General features: G+C 42.1%; 16 protein-coding genes, 1 pseudogene and 2 riboswitches. Of the genes and pseudogenes, 3 read left to right on the top strand and 14 right to left on the bottom strand.

Features of this window, described 5'->3' with window-relative positions; translation table 11 throughout:
- Window positions 1-4: 4 nt before the first annotated feature.
- Window positions 5-799 (bottom strand): annotated as a pseudogene (locus M1E09_RS06710) (ribonucleotide reductase N-terminal alpha domain-containing protein); the annotation flags it as partial.
- A gap of 381 nt (window positions 800-1180) precedes the next feature.
- A complete protein-coding gene (locus tag M1E09_RS06705) occupies window positions 1181-2017 on the bottom strand; it encodes a lipoate--protein ligase family protein (RefSeq protein ID WP_456274071.1) in 837 nt (278 codons plus the stop codon).
- Window positions 2018-2259: 242 nt separating this feature from the next.
- Between M1E09_RS06705 and M1E09_RS06700 the strand changes: the two genes are divergently transcribed.
- Window positions 2260-2643, top strand: coding sequence for a rhodanese-like domain-containing protein (locus M1E09_RS06700; RefSeq protein WP_456274070.1), 384 nt, complete (start codon window positions 2260-2262; stop codon window positions 2641-2643).
- An 811-nt stretch (window positions 2644-3454) separates the two neighbouring features.
- Here M1E09_RS06700 and M1E09_RS06695 read toward each other — a convergent pair.
- The 5 genes from M1E09_RS06695 to gcvT all read right to left on the bottom strand — a co-directional run bounded on the left by M1E09_RS06695 (window position 3455) and on the right by gcvT (window position 9716).
- Complete coding sequence (locus M1E09_RS06695; protein ID WP_456274069.1) at window positions 3455-4732, bottom strand: MFS transporter; 1278 nt, start codon at window positions 4730-4732, stop codon at window positions 3455-3457.
- Between the two features lie 130 nt (window positions 4733-4862).
- Window positions 4863-5480, bottom strand: a complete 618-nt coding sequence (locus tag M1E09_RS06690; RefSeq protein WP_456274921.1) for an ArsR/SmtB family transcription factor — start codon at window positions 5478-5480, stop codon at window positions 4863-4865.
- A 309-nt stretch (window positions 5481-5789) separates the two neighbouring features.
- Window positions 5790-7253 carry an aminomethyl-transferring glycine dehydrogenase subunit GcvPB gene (gene gcvPB, locus M1E09_RS06685; RefSeq protein ID WP_456274068.1) on the bottom strand — a complete coding sequence of 488 codons (1464 nt, stop codon included), beginning with the start codon at window positions 7251-7253 and terminating at the stop codon, window positions 5790-5792.
- Window positions 7246-8592: an aminomethyl-transferring glycine dehydrogenase subunit GcvPA gene (gene gcvPA / locus M1E09_RS06680; protein ID WP_456274067.1), complete on the bottom strand. Its 1347-nt coding sequence runs from the start codon at window positions 8590-8592 to the stop codon at window positions 7246-7248. The genes gcvPB and gcvPA overlap by 8 nt, the downstream gene beginning before the upstream one ends.
- A 17-nt stretch (window positions 8593-8609) precedes the next feature.
- On the bottom strand, window positions 8610-9716 hold the full coding sequence (gene gcvT, locus M1E09_RS06675; protein ID WP_456274066.1) for a glycine cleavage system aminomethyltransferase GcvT: 1107 nt from the start codon (window positions 9714-9716) through the stop codon (window positions 8610-8612).
- Between the two features lie 119 nt (window positions 9717-9835).
- Window positions 9836-9914, bottom strand: a riboswitch (glycine riboswitch).
- A 3-nt stretch (window positions 9915-9917) separates the two neighbouring features.
- Window positions 9918-10009: riboswitch (glycine riboswitch) on the bottom strand.
- A 171-nt stretch (window positions 10010-10180) separates the two neighbouring features.
- Between gcvT and M1E09_RS06670 the strand changes: the two genes are divergently transcribed.
- The gene (locus M1E09_RS06670; RefSeq protein ID WP_456274065.1) at window positions 10181-11878 is read left to right on the top strand and encodes a DEAD/DEAH box helicase; all 1698 of its coding nucleotides are present in this window, start codon (window positions 10181-10183) and stop codon (window positions 11876-11878) included.
- Entirely contained in the window at window positions 11847-12635 is a 789-nt protein-coding gene (locus M1E09_RS06665) for a YqhG family protein (protein WP_456274064.1), read from the top strand. Before M1E09_RS06670 ends, M1E09_RS06665 begins: the two co-directional genes overlap by 32 nt.
- Window positions 12636-12715: 80 nt before the next feature.
- Here M1E09_RS06665 and M1E09_RS06660 read toward each other — a convergent pair whose 3' ends face one another.
- From M1E09_RS06660 to comGC, 7 genes are read right to left on the bottom strand one after another with little or no spacing between them, the layout of a single operon-like run.
- Window positions 12716-12892 (bottom strand): YqzE family protein, encoded by a 177-nt coding sequence (locus tag M1E09_RS06660; RefSeq protein WP_456274063.1) that lies wholly within the window; start codon window positions 12890-12892, stop codon window positions 12716-12718.
- 23 nt (window positions 12893-12915) lie between these two features.
- A complete protein-coding gene (locus M1E09_RS06655; RefSeq protein WP_456274062.1) occupies window positions 12916-13434 on the bottom strand; it encodes a shikimate kinase in 519 nt (172 codons plus the stop codon).
- 9 nt (window positions 13435-13443) lie between these two features.
- The gene (gene comGG / locus M1E09_RS06650) at window positions 13444-13797 is read right to left on the bottom strand and encodes a competence type IV pilus minor pilin ComGG (RefSeq protein WP_456274061.1); all 354 of its coding nucleotides are present in this window, start codon (window positions 13795-13797) and stop codon (window positions 13444-13446) included.
- Window positions 13787-14206: a competence type IV pilus minor pilin ComGF gene (gene comGF, locus M1E09_RS06645; protein WP_456274060.1), complete on the bottom strand. Its 420-nt coding sequence runs from the start codon at window positions 14204-14206 to the stop codon at window positions 13787-13789. The genes comGG and comGF overlap by 11 nt, the downstream gene beginning before the upstream one ends.
- Window positions 14203-14532, bottom strand: coding sequence for a hypothetical protein (locus M1E09_RS06640; protein WP_456274059.1), 330 nt, complete (start codon window positions 14530-14532; stop codon window positions 14203-14205). Before M1E09_RS06640 ends, comGF begins: the two co-directional genes overlap by 4 nt.
- On the bottom strand, window positions 14519-14968 hold the full coding sequence (gene comGD / locus M1E09_RS06635) for a competence type IV pilus minor pilin ComGD (RefSeq protein WP_456274058.1): 450 nt from the start codon (window positions 14966-14968) through the stop codon (window positions 14519-14521). The genes M1E09_RS06640 and comGD overlap by 14 nt, the downstream gene beginning before the upstream one ends.
- A complete protein-coding gene (gene comGC, locus M1E09_RS06630) occupies window positions 14955-15266 on the bottom strand; it encodes a competence type IV pilus major pilin ComGC (protein ID WP_456274057.1) in 312 nt (103 codons plus the stop codon). The genes comGD and comGC overlap by 14 nt, the downstream gene beginning before the upstream one ends.
- Between the last annotated feature and the right edge of the window lie 6 nt (window positions 15267-15272).

Raw genomic sequence — 15272 nt, 5'->3', positions numbered from 1 at the left:
ATTTACCACGTCTTGAGCCGCCCTGCTCAACCAGGTGTGTCAATTTCGCAATATCATCAAGCCAGGATACTGAACCTGAAGATTTACCGTTCACACCTCTTGCCAGTGTGTTGCGCGGCCTTAATGTAGATCCGTTTGTTCCAACTCCGCCGCCTCGGCTCATGATTTCCATGACCTGTTTACGGTGATCAGAAATCCCGTCTCTTGAATCTTTTACAAACGGCATCACATAACAGTTAAAGTACGTAACATCTGTTTCGGCTCCTGCCCCGTAAAGAACACGGCCTGCAGGCACGAAATTCATATTTACTAGCTCATGGTAAAATTTCTCGTACCATTCTTTTCTTTTTTCTTCAGTCGTTTCGACACTTGCAAGGCCTGTAGCATTTCGCTTGGCAATCTGCTCGTAATAGATTTCCAAAGGCTTTTCGATAACATCCAGTGAACGTTTGACAACAGCTGTTTCAGCTTCTTGAGGGTTATCAAGTGCGCTGCGGTATTCCTCATCTATCAATACCTCTGCCTGCTTGTTTTCCCAGTCAATGCTTTTAATGGTGCCCAACCCTCTGGCAGGAAATTTTGGATCTTCTTTAATTGTCAGTACGACGAAGTCACCTTCAGTAAGTGTGATCTTTTCTGTATCTTTAAAAGAGTAGCGGTCAATCATTACGAGGCGGGAAACACCCTTATGTGTAATGTTCATGTCCGGGGTAATTGAGTGGACTTGCGGGAACAAACCGATAGCCTTGTTTAATCTCTCATTATTAATCTGCATTTCTTGTTTCGATACGACTGACATACATACAACTCCTTAAACTACTATATTGAATATTTTTCTCTGTCTCTATCAATGTTGTTTTCAGAAATAAACTTATCACATGGAAAATTGAAAATCAACCAATACACACTATATATAGTGTGTAAAATATTTTTCGACACACAATATATTGTGTTACGGTCAAGTTAATCCTTTTTTGTCAAACAGAGAAAAAGCTGGAAAGACGAGAAAAAAGAAGTTTTTAATAGATTCACCGGCGAGAATGAACAAAACACAACAATTTTCAAGGTTGAAATAAATGAGAGTTCCTTCAACCCTTGGTAAAAAGCAAAAAAGCGATTTTCATCGCTTTTTCAAAAAAAATTTAAATTTCGTATTATCCTATTGACTTTTTAAAACGAGTTATCTTTTGAAATTCCATTCATCTGACTTGTATCTCTTTTGCGCCAGCTCTACTACATATTGTGTTTCTTCTTCTGACAAATCATATGGCTCCAGTTCAATACCAAGCCCCTGCTCGAATCCTTCTTTAAAAGCCGCTTTTGCCATTTCCAGCGTGACTTTCTCCTTGCTGATTTCATTCATCGCGACCGCCTTGCTTTTGAATGCTCTCTGCATGCGTTCTTTTACACGGTCATTAGGATATTTGAATAAGCTGAACAATTTATCTTCATCTAAATCAAGAAGAATGGATCCATGTTGAAGGATTACGCCTTTTTGGCGTGTCTGGGCACTGCCGGCAACCTTTCTGCCTTCGACGACCAGCTCATACCAGCTGGGAGCATCGAAACACACAGCAGAACGGGGGTTTTTCAGCCCTTGCTTTTCTTCCTCTGTCCTAGGGACTGCAAAGTAAGCTTCAAGTCCCAACGACCGGAATCCCTGAAGAATTCCCTCCGAGATGACCCGGTATGCTTCGGTTACCGTTTTTGGCATTTCCGGATGATCTTCCGATACAATCACACTATATGTAAGTTCATGTTCATGAAGGACCCCTCTCCCACCAGTCGGACGGCGGACGAATCCAAGTCCATGTTCCTTCACAGCATCCATGTTTATCTCTTTTTCTACCTTCTGAAAGTAGCCGACTGAAAGTGTCGCCGGATCCCATCCATAGAAACGGATCACAGGGGGGGTCTTCCCTTCACTGTGCCAATCGAGTAAAGCTTCGTCCAGGGCCATATTAAAGGATGGGGAACAGTTCCCCGAATCAATATATCTCCATACTTCTTTCGTCATATTGCATACCCTCTTTTACACTTTTTAAGTCGAATTCTAGTCTATCAAAGTATATGGAAAAAACAAAGAAGAAAAGCACTGCCTGCTGCCTTATCTGATTTTCACAGGCAGGCTTGCTGCTCAAAAAGATTGTCTTGTCCTTTTAATGAGTGCAATTATATAATAAGACTAGATTTCTTTTGATTCTGCAAAAGAAGAAGAATATAATAGAGATTAGTGAAATTTGAAAGGGGTTAGAAACATTGTCAGGCTTATATTTTTTGTTAGTTGTTTTAGGTGCTATCATCGTATATTCTCTATTTACGTTTTTCATGCAAAAGCGTATTGTCAATAATCTTACTGAAGATGAATTTCGTGCCGGCTATCGCAAAGCACAACTGATTGATGTAAGAGAACCAAATGAATTCGAAAACGGACATATTCTGGGGGCAAGAAACATCCCGCTTTCCCAAATGAAGCAAAGGCAACAGGAAATCCGCAATGACCAGCCTGTCTATCTCTACTGCCAAAGCGGTATGCGCAGCGGAAGAGCAGCTCAAATGCTTCGCCGCAAAGGGTACAGAGATCTTCACCAGTTGCAAGGCGGTTTCAAAAAATGGACAGGAAAAGTTAAAAAGAAGAAGTAAGAAGCAAAATAAGTAGTTCACTTTAGAGGTACAAACCATAAAAATTCATCGTCCTTTAGCATACGAATTCGCACCATTATTCGTATGCTATTTTTTATTGATTTTATAGCATATCTTTTACTTTCACTGGTGTTTTCGCATCTAAAATCGCATCACGTTTTCGCAACACTGAAATATATTTTGAAGTCTTTTGATTTACGTGGCGGATTCACTTGTGGAATGGTATAAAAAAATATACCGGATTTTATCCATTATGGTTAATTTGTTCATATAAGGATTAAAATAACTGGTTGAAAGGTGATTCTTTCTTATAAATTAAGCCCTTCGTTTGTTCAATAAGCGGTTCTTTATTCCTGGCCCCCTCCACCATAAAAGCAAGGACCAAAAAGAACCAGCACCATGCATTCATACCATAAGGGAAGAAATTTCCCTTATGGAGGAAATGTCGGGGAAAATAGCTCAATTAAGGGAAAAATTTTCCGCTATTTACTAAAAAAACATCAAAATTGGGTTACTGAGCATGCTTAACGGAAAATCCTTCCCTTATTTTCCTCTCCCCAGCTGAATTCTGCAGTTTAACGGAAAAATTTTCCTTTATTTTAAATCCCCTTCCATTGGCGACAAACTCAATTAGTGAAATTGATGATGTGAATTTTATTACGAATCCATAGTGAAAAAGCAGTCCGTTTTGGACTGCTTTTTCTAGTTTTGTACTCCAAACCAGAACTACTTCGAAGAAAAACCGGGTCCCTTTAAGGACTCGATTTTCGTTTGTATCCCAGACTGCAGTAAAGACATACAAAACCAAATTTCACGAAGGAACCTTAACTTCCGAAGCAATCCCCAGTACTTCCGGCTTAATTTCAGCTGAATTTGGAAGAGTACGCAGTGCCCTATCCAATATCCACACCACAGATACAAATAGGATACCGGCCGCTCCCCCTGCAAAAACAGCCGTAGGATTTACAACATCCGCAAAATACCCCCCTATCAAGGACCCAAATGGCATTGCAACAGCTCCCATTGACGCCGTCACCGAAAAGATCCTTCCCATTAAATGTTGGGGTACAATAGATTGTATCGCTGAACCTATTATGACATTTGTTGCTCCGATGGGTATCCATGAAAGTCCGAAGCAAACGATACTGACAACAGTTAAAGGGATAAATGCGGACACCATCCAGAAGCTCCCTCCCAGGAAAAACAGCACAATCACAAGCCGGCCCAGTGAATACTTCCCAAAGAAAGATGCTGCCAAGGCACCGATCAACGCACCGGCTGAGATAGCCGCTAAATACAGGCCATAAGCCTCCGACCCTCCCCTCATGTTTGCAAAGGCTGGCATCACAGCATACATTGAACCAATTGCGAAGTTGGCGACAATGGATCCCAATAAGAATTTTGCTAGGCGTGAACGAAATACAATTGAAAAGCCTTCAACCAGATCATTCTTGTAACTGCTGAATTTCTCCCGCACCGTGGTTTTGGATCTCACATTTTCATTTTGATTCTGCACAGCCTTCATATTAATGATTTTAAAAAGAATAGCTGCAATGATAAACGTGACTGCATCAATCATATACAAAGTGATCGCCCCTACTAAAGCTACCATAATACCTGCCAAAGCATTAAAGGCTAAATCAACACCCTGATAAGCGAAGGAAAATAAAGAGTTTCCTCTCACAAGCTGATCTTTCCTGATGATCCTGGGGAGCAGTGTCGACTGGGCGGGATAAGCAAACTGTTCAATCGCGGAAATCAGCGGCATTACCACCAAAATAAAGGATACTGTCAAAAACCCGCCATAATAAGCTAAAGGTATCAACAGAACCAGAATCGCCTGTAATACCTGCGTCCACACAAGCAGCTTTTGTAGCGGAAGTCTGTCAACAATCGGTCCCGCCAAAAATTGCAAAGTTCCCGGCAGCAGTGTTAAGAATCCGGCAAGACCCGTATAAAAGGCACTCCCTCCAAGTTCATATACCAGCCACATTGCTGCAACATAATAAAGGCTGTCACCTATATTTGTAACCATTCTTCCAAAGAACAAAGCAGCGAAATTGCGATTTTTCATAAGCAATTCTTTCATCCTTTAACTTCTCCTTTCATTAACCGTTAGATTTTTTTTACTGTTAATTCAAAAAAGAGACAAATTATTTTTCTCGGTAAAATAATTTTTACCGTTTTACCAAAAAAAGCGGAGACTCCTTTGAACCTCCTTATTTCCTGTCTTCTTCTTTTTTAGATATTCGTTTAGCAAAATTGGACTCATGCACCTGAAACCCAAAACCGGACATGTAATAGTCCTTGGCATCTGGATGATGCTGGTCATCTTTCACACGAGACTGAAATTCTTCCAGAAGCTCGAAGTATTTCTTGGTGTACCACTTGAAATTTTCTTCTGTCACCTTTGTCTCCCATGAAGTTGCAAGAATGTTCCAGTCCGCCGGATCATGGGGGCCTGCTTCTTCAAATGCCTCACTTGGTGCCTCCATCAGCCTGGTCATCGTTCTGTCGAGCATGGCGTACAGCATCTGCCTTTTGGTGTCGCTGATTTCTGCTTTATGAGGCATGAGGCTTGAATCCGGATAGAATCCACTTGCCACCGACTGATAGAATTTTTGGACGATACCATTCTTTTCTTCTGTTTTGACTATTTCAATCAATTCCAGCTTTTCGAGTTCCCTTAAATGATAATGGATTCGCGCACGGGACAAGTCGAATACCTCCGACAGCTGCTGGCCTGTGTATGGACTCTCCACCAGCCGTAACATTAACTTTACTCTGAATGGATCACTTAAAGCTTTTAGCTGATTGTAATCTCTGATAATCATCATTGGCTGCAATATTAGATCACACCTGTTTAATTTTTTACTCGGTTAAATTATTTTTACCGGTTAATGATAATTTATCATATGAGGTAATCTTTGGCAATACCCTATTATTTATTTTTACAGCATCTTTTATCGGCGTTTTTGTGAGGTTTATCAACGGTTTTTTTCATTTATTGGCGATTTTATCTTGTTTATCGACTAAAAGCTGGCTTTTATCGGCGGAAATAATAAGTTTATCAGCAAAACGCCAAACCGTTTCAAGCAATCAAAGTAAAAAAAGACGCCCTATATTAGGACGTCCTTCTTATTCCATTATGCTTCTTTTGTATAGCGTAAAACAGGCTTACGTGCAGCCAGTGTTTCATCAAGACGTTTGATGACTGTTGTATGCGGAGCTTCTTGGACAATCTCTGGATTCTCTTCTGCTTCTTTTGCAATTTGGATCATCGCATCGATGAACGCATCAATTGTCTCTTTAGATTCTGTTTCAGTCGGCTCAATCATCATACATTCTTCCACGTTTAACGGGAAGTAGATGGTTGGCGGATGGTATCCGAAGTCAAGCAGGCGTTTTGCGATATCCAATGTACGTACGCCCAGTTTCTTCTGGCGTTTTCCACTGATAACAAATTCATGTTTGCAATGGCGGTCATACGGCAGTTCAAAATGAGTTGCAAGTCTGCGCATCATATAGTTCGCATTGATAACCGCATTTTCTGTTACAGCTTTCAAACCGTCAGGACCCATTGTACGAATGTACGTGTAAGCACGCACATTGATACCGAAGTTTCCATAGTAAGGTTTTACACGGCCTATTGACTGAGGACGGTCATAATCGAACATATACCCTTCATCCCTTTTAACGAGGATTGGTTTTGGCAGATAAGGTATCAAGTCTGATTTTACTCCGACTGGGCCGCTTCCTGGACCGCCGCCGCCGTGAGGTCCTGTAAATGTTTTGTGAAGATTAAGGTGAACGACATCAAAGCCCATGTCCCCAGGACGTGCTTTAGACATAACGGCATTAAGGTTGGCGCCGTCATAATACAGCTTACCTCCGGCCTGATGGACAATTGCAGCCATTTCCAGAATATTTTCTTCAAACAAGCCCAATGTATTAGGGTTTGTAAGCATTAAGGCAGCTGTATCATCGCCGACAACACGTTTAAGGTCTTCCATATCGACCAATCCGTTTTCGTCGGATTTCACTGTAACTGTTTCAAATCCCGCTACCGTTGCAGAAGCCGGGTTTGTTCCATGTGCAGAGTCTGGAACGATGACTTTCGTACGGTTTGTATCACCATTTGCTTCATGGTAAGCACGGATCATCATCAATCCAGTCCACTCACCGTGAGCACCAGCAGCTGGCTGAAGCGTAACTTCATCCATGCCTGTAATCTCTTTTAAGTGCTCTTGCAAATCATACATCAATTCCAATGCACCTTGTACGCCTTCTGTTTCCTGTAGTGGATGAAGGTGAGCGAATCCATTGAATCTTGCCACATTTTCATTGATTTTCGGGTTGTATTTCATTGTACAAGAACCCAGAGGATAGAAACCTGAGTCCACACCATGGTTACGTTTGGACAATGCTGTATAATGGCGCATGATATCCAGCTCTGAAACCTCAGGAAGCTCAGGTGCTTCTTCACGGGTATATCCAGCTGGGATCAATTCTGACAAGTCCACTTGAGGTACATCCATCTCAGGCAGGCTGTAGCCGGTACGTCCTTCTTTTGATAATTCAAAAATGAGAGGCTGATCGGTTTTATTCATGATAATCCCCCAATTCTTTAGCAAATGTATCGATTTCTTCTTTTGTACGAAGTTCTGTAACCGCTACAAGCATATGTTGATTTAAGTCAGAATCAACGAGACCAAGATCGTATCCTCCGATGATTCCTTTTTGAAGCAGGTTTGAATTGACTTCTTTTACAGGGCGGTTTGTTTTGATAACAAACTCATTGAAAGAAGGTCCTTCAAAAGCTACTTCCACTCCGTTTTGTTTAAGGGCTTCTTTTGCGTAATGGGCTTTTTGGATATTCTGTACTGCCATTTCCTTAACACCGTTTTTCCCCAGGGCCGTCATGGCAACGGAAGCCGCAAGAGCATTCAAGGCCTGGTTTGAACAAATATTTGATGTAGCTTTATCACGGCGGATATGCTGTTCACGCGCTTGAAGCGTCAGCACGAAACCACGCTGTCCTTCTTCATCGACAGTCTGGCCGACAAGACGTCCAGGCACCTTACGCATCAATTTCTTCGTTACGGCGAAATATCCGCAGTGCGGGCCGCCGAAAGCGGTTGGGATTCCAAATGGCTGAGCATCCCCGATCACAATGTCCGCTCCCAATTTGCCAGGAGGTGTCAAGACACCAAGAGCCAATGGGTTAGAAGAAACGACAAACATCGCTTTCTTCTCATGAACGATTCCTTCCAGTTGTGAAAGCTCTTCAATTCTGCCAAAGAAGTTAGGGTACTGGACAATGACAGCAGCTATTTCATCGGACATCAGCTCTTTTAATGCATCGATATCTGTGATCCCGTCTTTATGCGGAATTTCAACCACTTCGATATACTGTCCTTTTGCATAAGAGCGAAGAACGTCTCTTGATTCAGGATGAACGGTACTTGAAACAAGTACTTTCTTGCGTTTCGTCTGTCCTGCGCTCAGCATTGCAGCCTCGGCAAGTGCCGTACCTCCGTCATACATAGAAGAGTTGGCAACATCCATTCCCGTCAATTCAGAAATCATTGTCTGGAATTCGAAAATCGCCTGCAGCTCCCCCTGTGAGATTTCCGGCTGATAAGGAGTGTATGCTGTATAGAATTCAGAACGTGATAATACGTGGTCGACTATGACAGGCATATAATGATCATAAACACCAGCACCAAGGAAAGATGAATTAGCGCGCAAGTCTGCATTTTTTGCAGCCATCGCACTTAACTCTTTCATTAACGCAGTTTCAGATTTAGCTTTCTTGATATTGTATTCGCCTTGGAACCTTACCTTTTCGGGAATATCTTCAAACAGCTCTTCTACTGAGCTTACCCCTATTGTATCGAGCATTTCTTTTTGGTCTTGTTCTGTCATCGGTAAATAACGATGCTTCATAAGGAATCCCCTCCCTGTTACTTCTTTGGTCTTTTATAGAATGGTGTTGGAACAACTTTTGCCATAAGCTTTTTCCCGCGGATTTCAACGAATAATTCAGTATCCAGCTCACTGTATTCTGCTTTAACAAGGGCAAGGCCGATGTTTTTCTTTAATGTCGGTGATTGTGTACCCGTTGTCACTTCACCAATTTCTTCATCATTGTTAAATACTTTATAGCCGTGGCGGGGAATTCCGCGCTCAAGCATTTCAATGCCGACAAGTTTCCTTGGGGCACCTTCTTTTTTATGTTTTGTCAATATTTCTTTTCCGTAGAAGTCTGCTTCTTTATCCACTTTTACAGCGAACCCGATTCCTGCCTCGATCGGCGTGATATCAGCAGTCAGTTCCTGTCCATAAAGAGCAAGGTTCGCTTCGAAACGAAGGGTGTCGCGCGAGCCAAGTCCACACGGAAGAATTCCTTCAGGTTCACCGGCTTCAAGGATGTCTCTCCAAAGCTTTGAAGCGCTTTCAGCAGGACAATAGATCTCAAAGCCATCCTCACCTGTATAACCAGTACGGGAGACAAGGGCTTTGACGCCGTTTAATTCAACTTCATTTTGAAATTTAAAGAACCCAATATCTCTCAGGGTAGTACCTTGAGCCAGTTTTTGAAGGATCTGTTCTGCCAGAGGACCCTGAATAGCCAACTGGGCATACTCTTCAGACAAGTTTTTCAACTCAACGTTCTCTTCAACATGCTCTTCCAGCCACTGGTAGTCCTTTTCAATGTTAGCCGCGTTGACAACCAGGAGGTAATGATCGTCTTCAATCTTATAGACCAGCAGATCATCAACTGTCCCACCGTTTTGGTAGCACATTGCTGTATACTGGGCACCGCCGTCTTTAATGCGGGAAATATCATTCGTCATCATTTTCTGCAAGTAGTCCAGCGCCCCGCTCCCTTTGACTTCAACTTCTCCCATGTGAGAAACATCAAACAAACCTGCTTTTGTGCGGACCGCTTCATGCTCCTCTTTGATGCTGGAAAATTGAACAGGCAGCTCCCAACCGCCAAAATCGATGCACTTTCCGCCATTTTCCTTGTAAACTTCGAATAAAGGCGTACGATTCAATTGTGACATTATATTTCCCCCTTCATCTGATATCTTCATTCTACGAACCTTCTTTGACTGTACTGACCGCTTTCCATAGGGTGTCTATACACACAAAAAAGGACAAAGCAACCCCTTGTTAAGAGATCCTCTGTCCTTTCACCTGAAAGTTTACCACATGATGGCTTTCTTCTTGGGTGGTTTCACTTGCTGAAACACTCTCCAGAGATGCGTCCGGCAAGAGTCTTTTTGCCTGAGAGATTCACAAATTAATGCTTGCTCCTTCGGCGCTGTCACGTAACAGTCTCTCCTCTTGCTTTCATTCGCCAATATTCATTGAATAAATTGGTCATACTAACAATATAAAGAATTCTGCTCAAAATAGAATGTTCGGTTTTTAACAAATTTCTAAACTTTAAAAATCTACTTACATCCTATCATTAATGACGCATTTTCGGCAATCATTTTTATGATTAAAATAAGGAGTTGTTTTCATGGACGTAGAAGTACTATTCGATGACACTTGGAGCGAGGAATTGATTTCCAGAATTGAAAAGGACGGCCCCTGGTCTGACTGGGATTTGTTCAAGCTGGCAGTTGAAGTGGAGGAACAAACCGTCTTTCCGAACTTTGAAGGGCTGCAAGCTCCTAAACATTTGTCTAATCTTACTCCGCTTCCCCATCAGCTCGAGGTTGCGAAACAGGTTGTCGAGTCTATGAATGGCAAAGCCATTCTCGCAGATGAGGTCGGTCTCGGGAAAACAATAGAAGCAGGATTGATTTTAAAAGAATACATGATTCGCGGACTGGTGAAAAAAGTGCTTATCCTGGTTCCTGCATCGCTCGTTTCTCAATGGGCGATTGAATTGAACTCAAAGTTCTTCATTCCCGCAGTCGCCCAGAAAAAAAGCTATGTATGGGATCAGTGTGATATCGTCATATCTTCCATTGACACCGCCAAGCGAAGTCCTCATAGAGAAAAGGTTTATGAGCAAAATTATGATCTTGTCATTATAGATGAAGCACATAAGTTGAAAAACCATAAAACAAAGAACTATGAGTTTGTCCAAAGCTTAAAAAAGAAATTTTGTCTTTTGCTCACCGCCACTCCCATCCAAAATCGTGTGGAAGAGATCTTCCACTTGGTTTCGCTGCTCAAGCCGGGGCATCTCGGCAATGAATCAGCTTTTGCAGAGAAATATAAAAAAGGATCCCGCTCGGTAGGGAATGATGCCCATTTAAAAGAGCTGGTCAACAAAGTGATGATCCGGAACAGACGAAGCGATACCGGCATCGAATGGACAAAGCGCCATGTTAAGACAGTCCTTATCGACTTCAGCAAAGAGGAGAGAGAGCTTTATGATAGCTTTTCTATTTTAAAAAGCCCCCAGGAGGAGAGGGTGTCAAGTTCCTTCTCCCTATTGACGCTGCAGAGAGAAGCATGCAGCAGCAGGGAAGCTGTTTTCTATACGCTGAAAAATATGCTGGAGCGCCAGGAGCACCCTTCTCCCCTTCTTACCAGCAACGTTAATGCATTAATGAAAAAAGTGGAGAATGTGCAGGCCAACTCAAAAGCTCAAGAAGCCCTGAAGATCATTCAGTCTGTAAATGACAAAGTAATCATCTTCACAGAGTACAGGGCAACCCAATTATATCTCCAATGGTTCCTGAAACAGAATGGGATTACTTCTGTGCCCTTCAGAGGAGGATTTAAACGGGGGAAGAAGGATTGGATGAGAGAGTTGTTCAAAAATCATGCACAAGTGCTTATCGCTACAGAAGCTGGAGGAGAAGGAATCAATCTGCAGTTCTGCCATCACATCATCAACTTTGACCTGCCATGGAATCCAATGAGACTTGAACAAAGAATCGGCAGGGTACACCGGCTTGGTCAGACCAAAGATGTACACATCTATAACTTTGCAACGAGGAATACAGTCGAAGAACATATTCTAAAGCTTCTCTATGAAAAAATAAATCTGTTTGAAAAGGTAATCGGACAGTTGGATGACATCCTGACCAAGCTTGACTTTGGCAAATTCGAAGACCATATTGAGGATATTTTCACCCATTCCCGATCTGAAGGTGAAATGAAAATCAAAATGGATAATTTATCGGCGATGATTCAATTTGCGGAAAATATGAAGGAGGAACAAGAAAATGCAGCAAAGCGAAATTCATCAATTTCTTGAGCGGTATTTTACTGCCAATGAATGTCAAATAGTCGACAACAAGCCGGGATACATGAATGTACAGTTGACGATTGACCTCGATAAGGAGCTGATGAACAGGCCTTTCTACTGGCATTATCTTGAAAAAACCGGCGGAACACCCAACCCTATGAGACTTTGTTTGATAACAGACCAGGAGAAAGTGCCCGACAAACTGAAAGGAGAGGTGCTGCATTTTGGATCTCCAAGGCTGCATCAAATTTTCCTCTCAGCAAGAAAGCTGGCAAGTTATACCCGGCTTTATGAGGATAAGTCAGCCGCAGTTCCCGGGAGGCAAACACCCCTGCAGCCTTGGCTGGGACTGAATATCAAAATTTCTTATCAATGCGATTTAAAAAAAGATCTGTTGAAGTCGATAGGGTTGAATTTAATAAATGGAATGATGAAAGAAAGCTTTCATGAGGAACTCATGAAAAAATCACTCACTCCTAAAATACCTGATTTCTCTTTCACTCTTACTCCAATCATCAAACCCAGGAGTGGAATCTCCAGGATACAGGCCCATATTCAAAGGGAGCTGCAAACACAGTCCACAGATTGGGCAGCGTCTGCCAGAGCCCGCTGGCAGGAGGATTTAAACCTGCTCAATCAGTTCTATGATGGTCAAGACGAAAAGCCTGAGTCCTATTATGTGGAACAGCAGGCACTCACTGAGCAATATGAGCCAAAAATCAAAGTGGAAATCATAAACGGCGGACTGTTTTACCTTCATTCATAAGGAGCCTTCATAGTGAATGACATTTTGTTCCAGCGAAATATAAAAACGGGATTGAACTAGTAAAAGTCCAATCCCGCTTTTCATTTTTTCTTGAAAAGAATCATCAACGCATAAGGAATGACACCAAACCAGCGAAACAGAAATGTCGGCCTCTCATTCTTCCTGGTCTGCTTCATTGATTTACGCTCCTGAGGCGTCTTTTCAAGATGCTGCACTACTGTTTGAGTCATATACTTGACATAGTCATTGATTGACATTGAAATCCACCATCCTTAAGGCTTCATTCGTTAGTTTCACCATGTCTATCAGTCTTTAAACAAGAAAGGACTTTTTTCACCGTCCCGCTTACAGACAATCCCAAAGTCTCGATCTCATAATCAGCAGCTGCTTTGTACAATGCAAGCCGCTTCGTATATAAGTCCTTGACTTCTTCCAAGGCTTTTCCTTCGAGCAGTGGACGCGTTTCATCACCAACTATCCGTTTGGCTATTTCATCAAAACTGCAATTCAGCCAAATAACCGTTCCTTTCTGTTTCATCAGGCTGCGGTTGACTTCCTTTCCCGGCACGCCTCCTCCTGTTGTAATGATACACTGATCACCCTTCAGCTCCAGCAGTATTTTTGTTTCTATTTTTCGAAATTCACTTTCACCAAACTTCCTGAAAATCTCTCTGACCGGCATCCCATATTGTTCTTCAATCATTCTGTCCATATCAAAACAGGACCAGCCAAGTTTCTTTGACAATTCAAGCCCGACCGTCGTTTTACCCGCTCCCATAAATCCAATTAAAAATATCATGGTCCTTTCCTACTCCCAACTGATAATGTTATGCGTTTCTTTATCATAAGTGACCCTTATAGCGGGATACTCTTTGTTATCCACTTCAACCGTAAGGATCAGTGTCGACACTTGCTCTTGAGTTTGTGTCTGATAATGGACTGTTTCATTATTGAACCGCAATATACCGCTGCCCTTATCTTCACTTTCCAGCAAAATCCCGAGAGAGTAAAGAATGATTGCTTCACGCTGATAGCCTGACTCCATTGTGTCAAGGTAAGAATATCTGGACACAAAAATTGAGGCAGCGCTCATAGTGAAAATCAATATAGCAAAGGTCAGGAACATGGAGAAAGGCAAAACAAAGCCCTTTTCATTGCCCATAAGTAAAAAACCGCCCTGTTGCTTGAAATCCTTCCGTAAAACCTGCAGAAATTTCTACTCCGCTCCTGCAGGGAGAAAATTTTACTGTTGTCAATGGACCAAGAACAAGTTCATGCCCCCGTCTGTCGACTCTCCTCCTAAGAAAATCTCCATATAACTCGTACAGGATTTCTTCCCCATCTTTATAGAAAATCACCGAGGTACCAGTGACCTTCATTCCCTCTGCCCCTCTGAGTTCCTCCCTGAATTGATGGCTGAACAAATTCCATTCATACTCTTTTGATGGATCAAGTTTCTTTTCCATTATTGTAACCCCTTTAAGGAGCGGCGGTAAACAGGAAGCGATCAGCATAAAGGCAAAAAGCGTAAGCAAAGCATGAATGATGGTATAGCCTTTCTCATTCTTCACTCGTCCACTTCCGTTTCCAGGCAGAAGGATTGATCTATTTTCCGATAATCTTTAAAGCTGACACATATCTTTTCTTCCTGATCATCTTTATTCACCCTATATTCTTCCCCTTCCCGGTAATAGGAGTTGGTTTCCGCCGTTCCGGTAAATAACTCTTCTTCCAGATACTCATAAAGCACCCTTGCTGCAAGTACTTTGCTTTCTTTTCTTTCCAGAGCTGAGATTGCCCCTGTCATCATGGGGATAAAAATCAACATAATCATAAAGAGAGACATGACTGCTACTATTGATTCTGCTGTCCCGAACCCTCTTTCATTCCTCCACATTGAACCTGCCCTGCCCAATCTGAAAAGATAATTTGATAACATCTTCACCACCAGCAGTATAATAAATATTTCCAAAACTGCTCGTATTGCCATTTGGATAAAACGTGATACTTTTCAATGAGTTAGGAATCTGGCTGACCCCTTCAGGGAGATTCCTTACAAGCAATCCTTCTCCTCCGACAACTCGGCCTGAATATTTCCCGCCAAAGGGATAAAATTGCACGATAACCCTTTCTTTCTTGTTTATTGCATAACTTTGCAAATAATAAAGGTCTGCTTTCATCTGAGAGATAAAACTGCTTTTTATAAGGGATTGGTGCAAAGGGGAAATACTGAAAGATGCAAAAAACAGAAGGGTCATGAAGATAAGCATAACAATCATCATTTCAACCAGTGTGTAACCTCTTTGCCCCAAGGCTGAATCATTCCTGCACAACACTGACGATTCCTTCCGAGTTAATCGTTAAGGCATCACCATTGGGGCACTGCTGATATTCTGAATTTAAATAGCCTGCATCAGCGAGCTCTTGTAAATCAACAGGCAGTTCCTTATGTTCCATTCGATAAGCTTCTATCTGCCCTTCTACCATATGCTGAAAGGCTTCGCAGCCCTTGTTATTGATGGAATTCCCCTGCTTCGTCACATTTGGGATTGTAATAAAAAGCAGGACAGAAATCACAAGTAACACAATCATCATTTCAATAAGAGTAAATCCTTTTTCGTTCTTCACCAATATTAT

The sequence above is a fragment of the Bacillus sp. AK031 genome (assembly GCF_053903065.1).
The sequence above is the reverse complement of the archived record's forward strand: the minus strand, read 5'-3'. Positions and strand labels throughout refer to the sequence as shown.

Bases quoted from the DNA above. Each gene is read 5' to 3' on its own strand.
- M1E09_RS06695 (WP_456274069.1), bottom strand. From the start codon at position 4,732: ATGAAAGAATTGCTTATGAAAAATCGCAATTTCGCTGCTTTGTTCTTT.
- gcvPA (WP_456274067.1), bottom strand. From the start codon at position 8,592: ATGAAGCATCGTTATTTACCGATGACAGAACAAGACCAAAAAGAAATG.
- comGG (WP_456274061.1), bottom strand. From the start codon at position 13,797: ATGGGCAATGAAAAGGGCTTTGTTTTGCCTTTCTCCATGTTCCTGACC.
- gcvT (WP_456274066.1), bottom strand. From the start codon at position 9,716: ATGTCACAATTGAATCGTACGCCTTTATTCGAAGTTTACAAGGAAAAT.
- M1E09_RS06660 (WP_456274063.1), bottom strand. From the start codon at position 12,892: ATGTCAATCAATGACTATGTCAAGTATATGACTCAAACAGTAGTGCAG.
- gcvPB (WP_456274068.1), bottom strand. From the start codon at position 7,253: ATGAATAAAACCGATCAGCCTCTCATTTTTGAATTATCAAAAGAAGGA.
- M1E09_RS06640 (WP_456274059.1), bottom strand. From the start codon at position 14,532: ATGTGGAGGAATGAAAGAGGGTTCGGGACAGCAGAATCAATAGTAGCA.
- M1E09_RS06705 (WP_456274071.1), bottom strand. From the start codon at position 2,017: ATGACGAAAGAAGTATGGAGATATATTGATTCGGGGAACTGTTCCCCA.
- M1E09_RS06655 (WP_456274062.1), bottom strand. From the start codon at position 13,434: ATGATATTTTTAATTGGATTTATGGGAGCGGGTAAAACGACGGTCGGG.
- M1E09_RS06665 (WP_456274064.1), top strand. From the start codon at position 11,847: ATGCAGCAAAGCGAAATTCATCAATTTCTTGAGCGGTATTTTACTGCC.
- M1E09_RS06670 (WP_456274065.1), top strand. From the start codon at position 10,181: ATGGACGTAGAAGTACTATTCGATGACACTTGGAGCGAGGAATTGATT.
- M1E09_RS06690 (WP_456274921.1), bottom strand. From the start codon at position 5,480: ATGATGATTATCAGAGATTACAATCAGCTAAAAGCTTTAAGTGATCCA.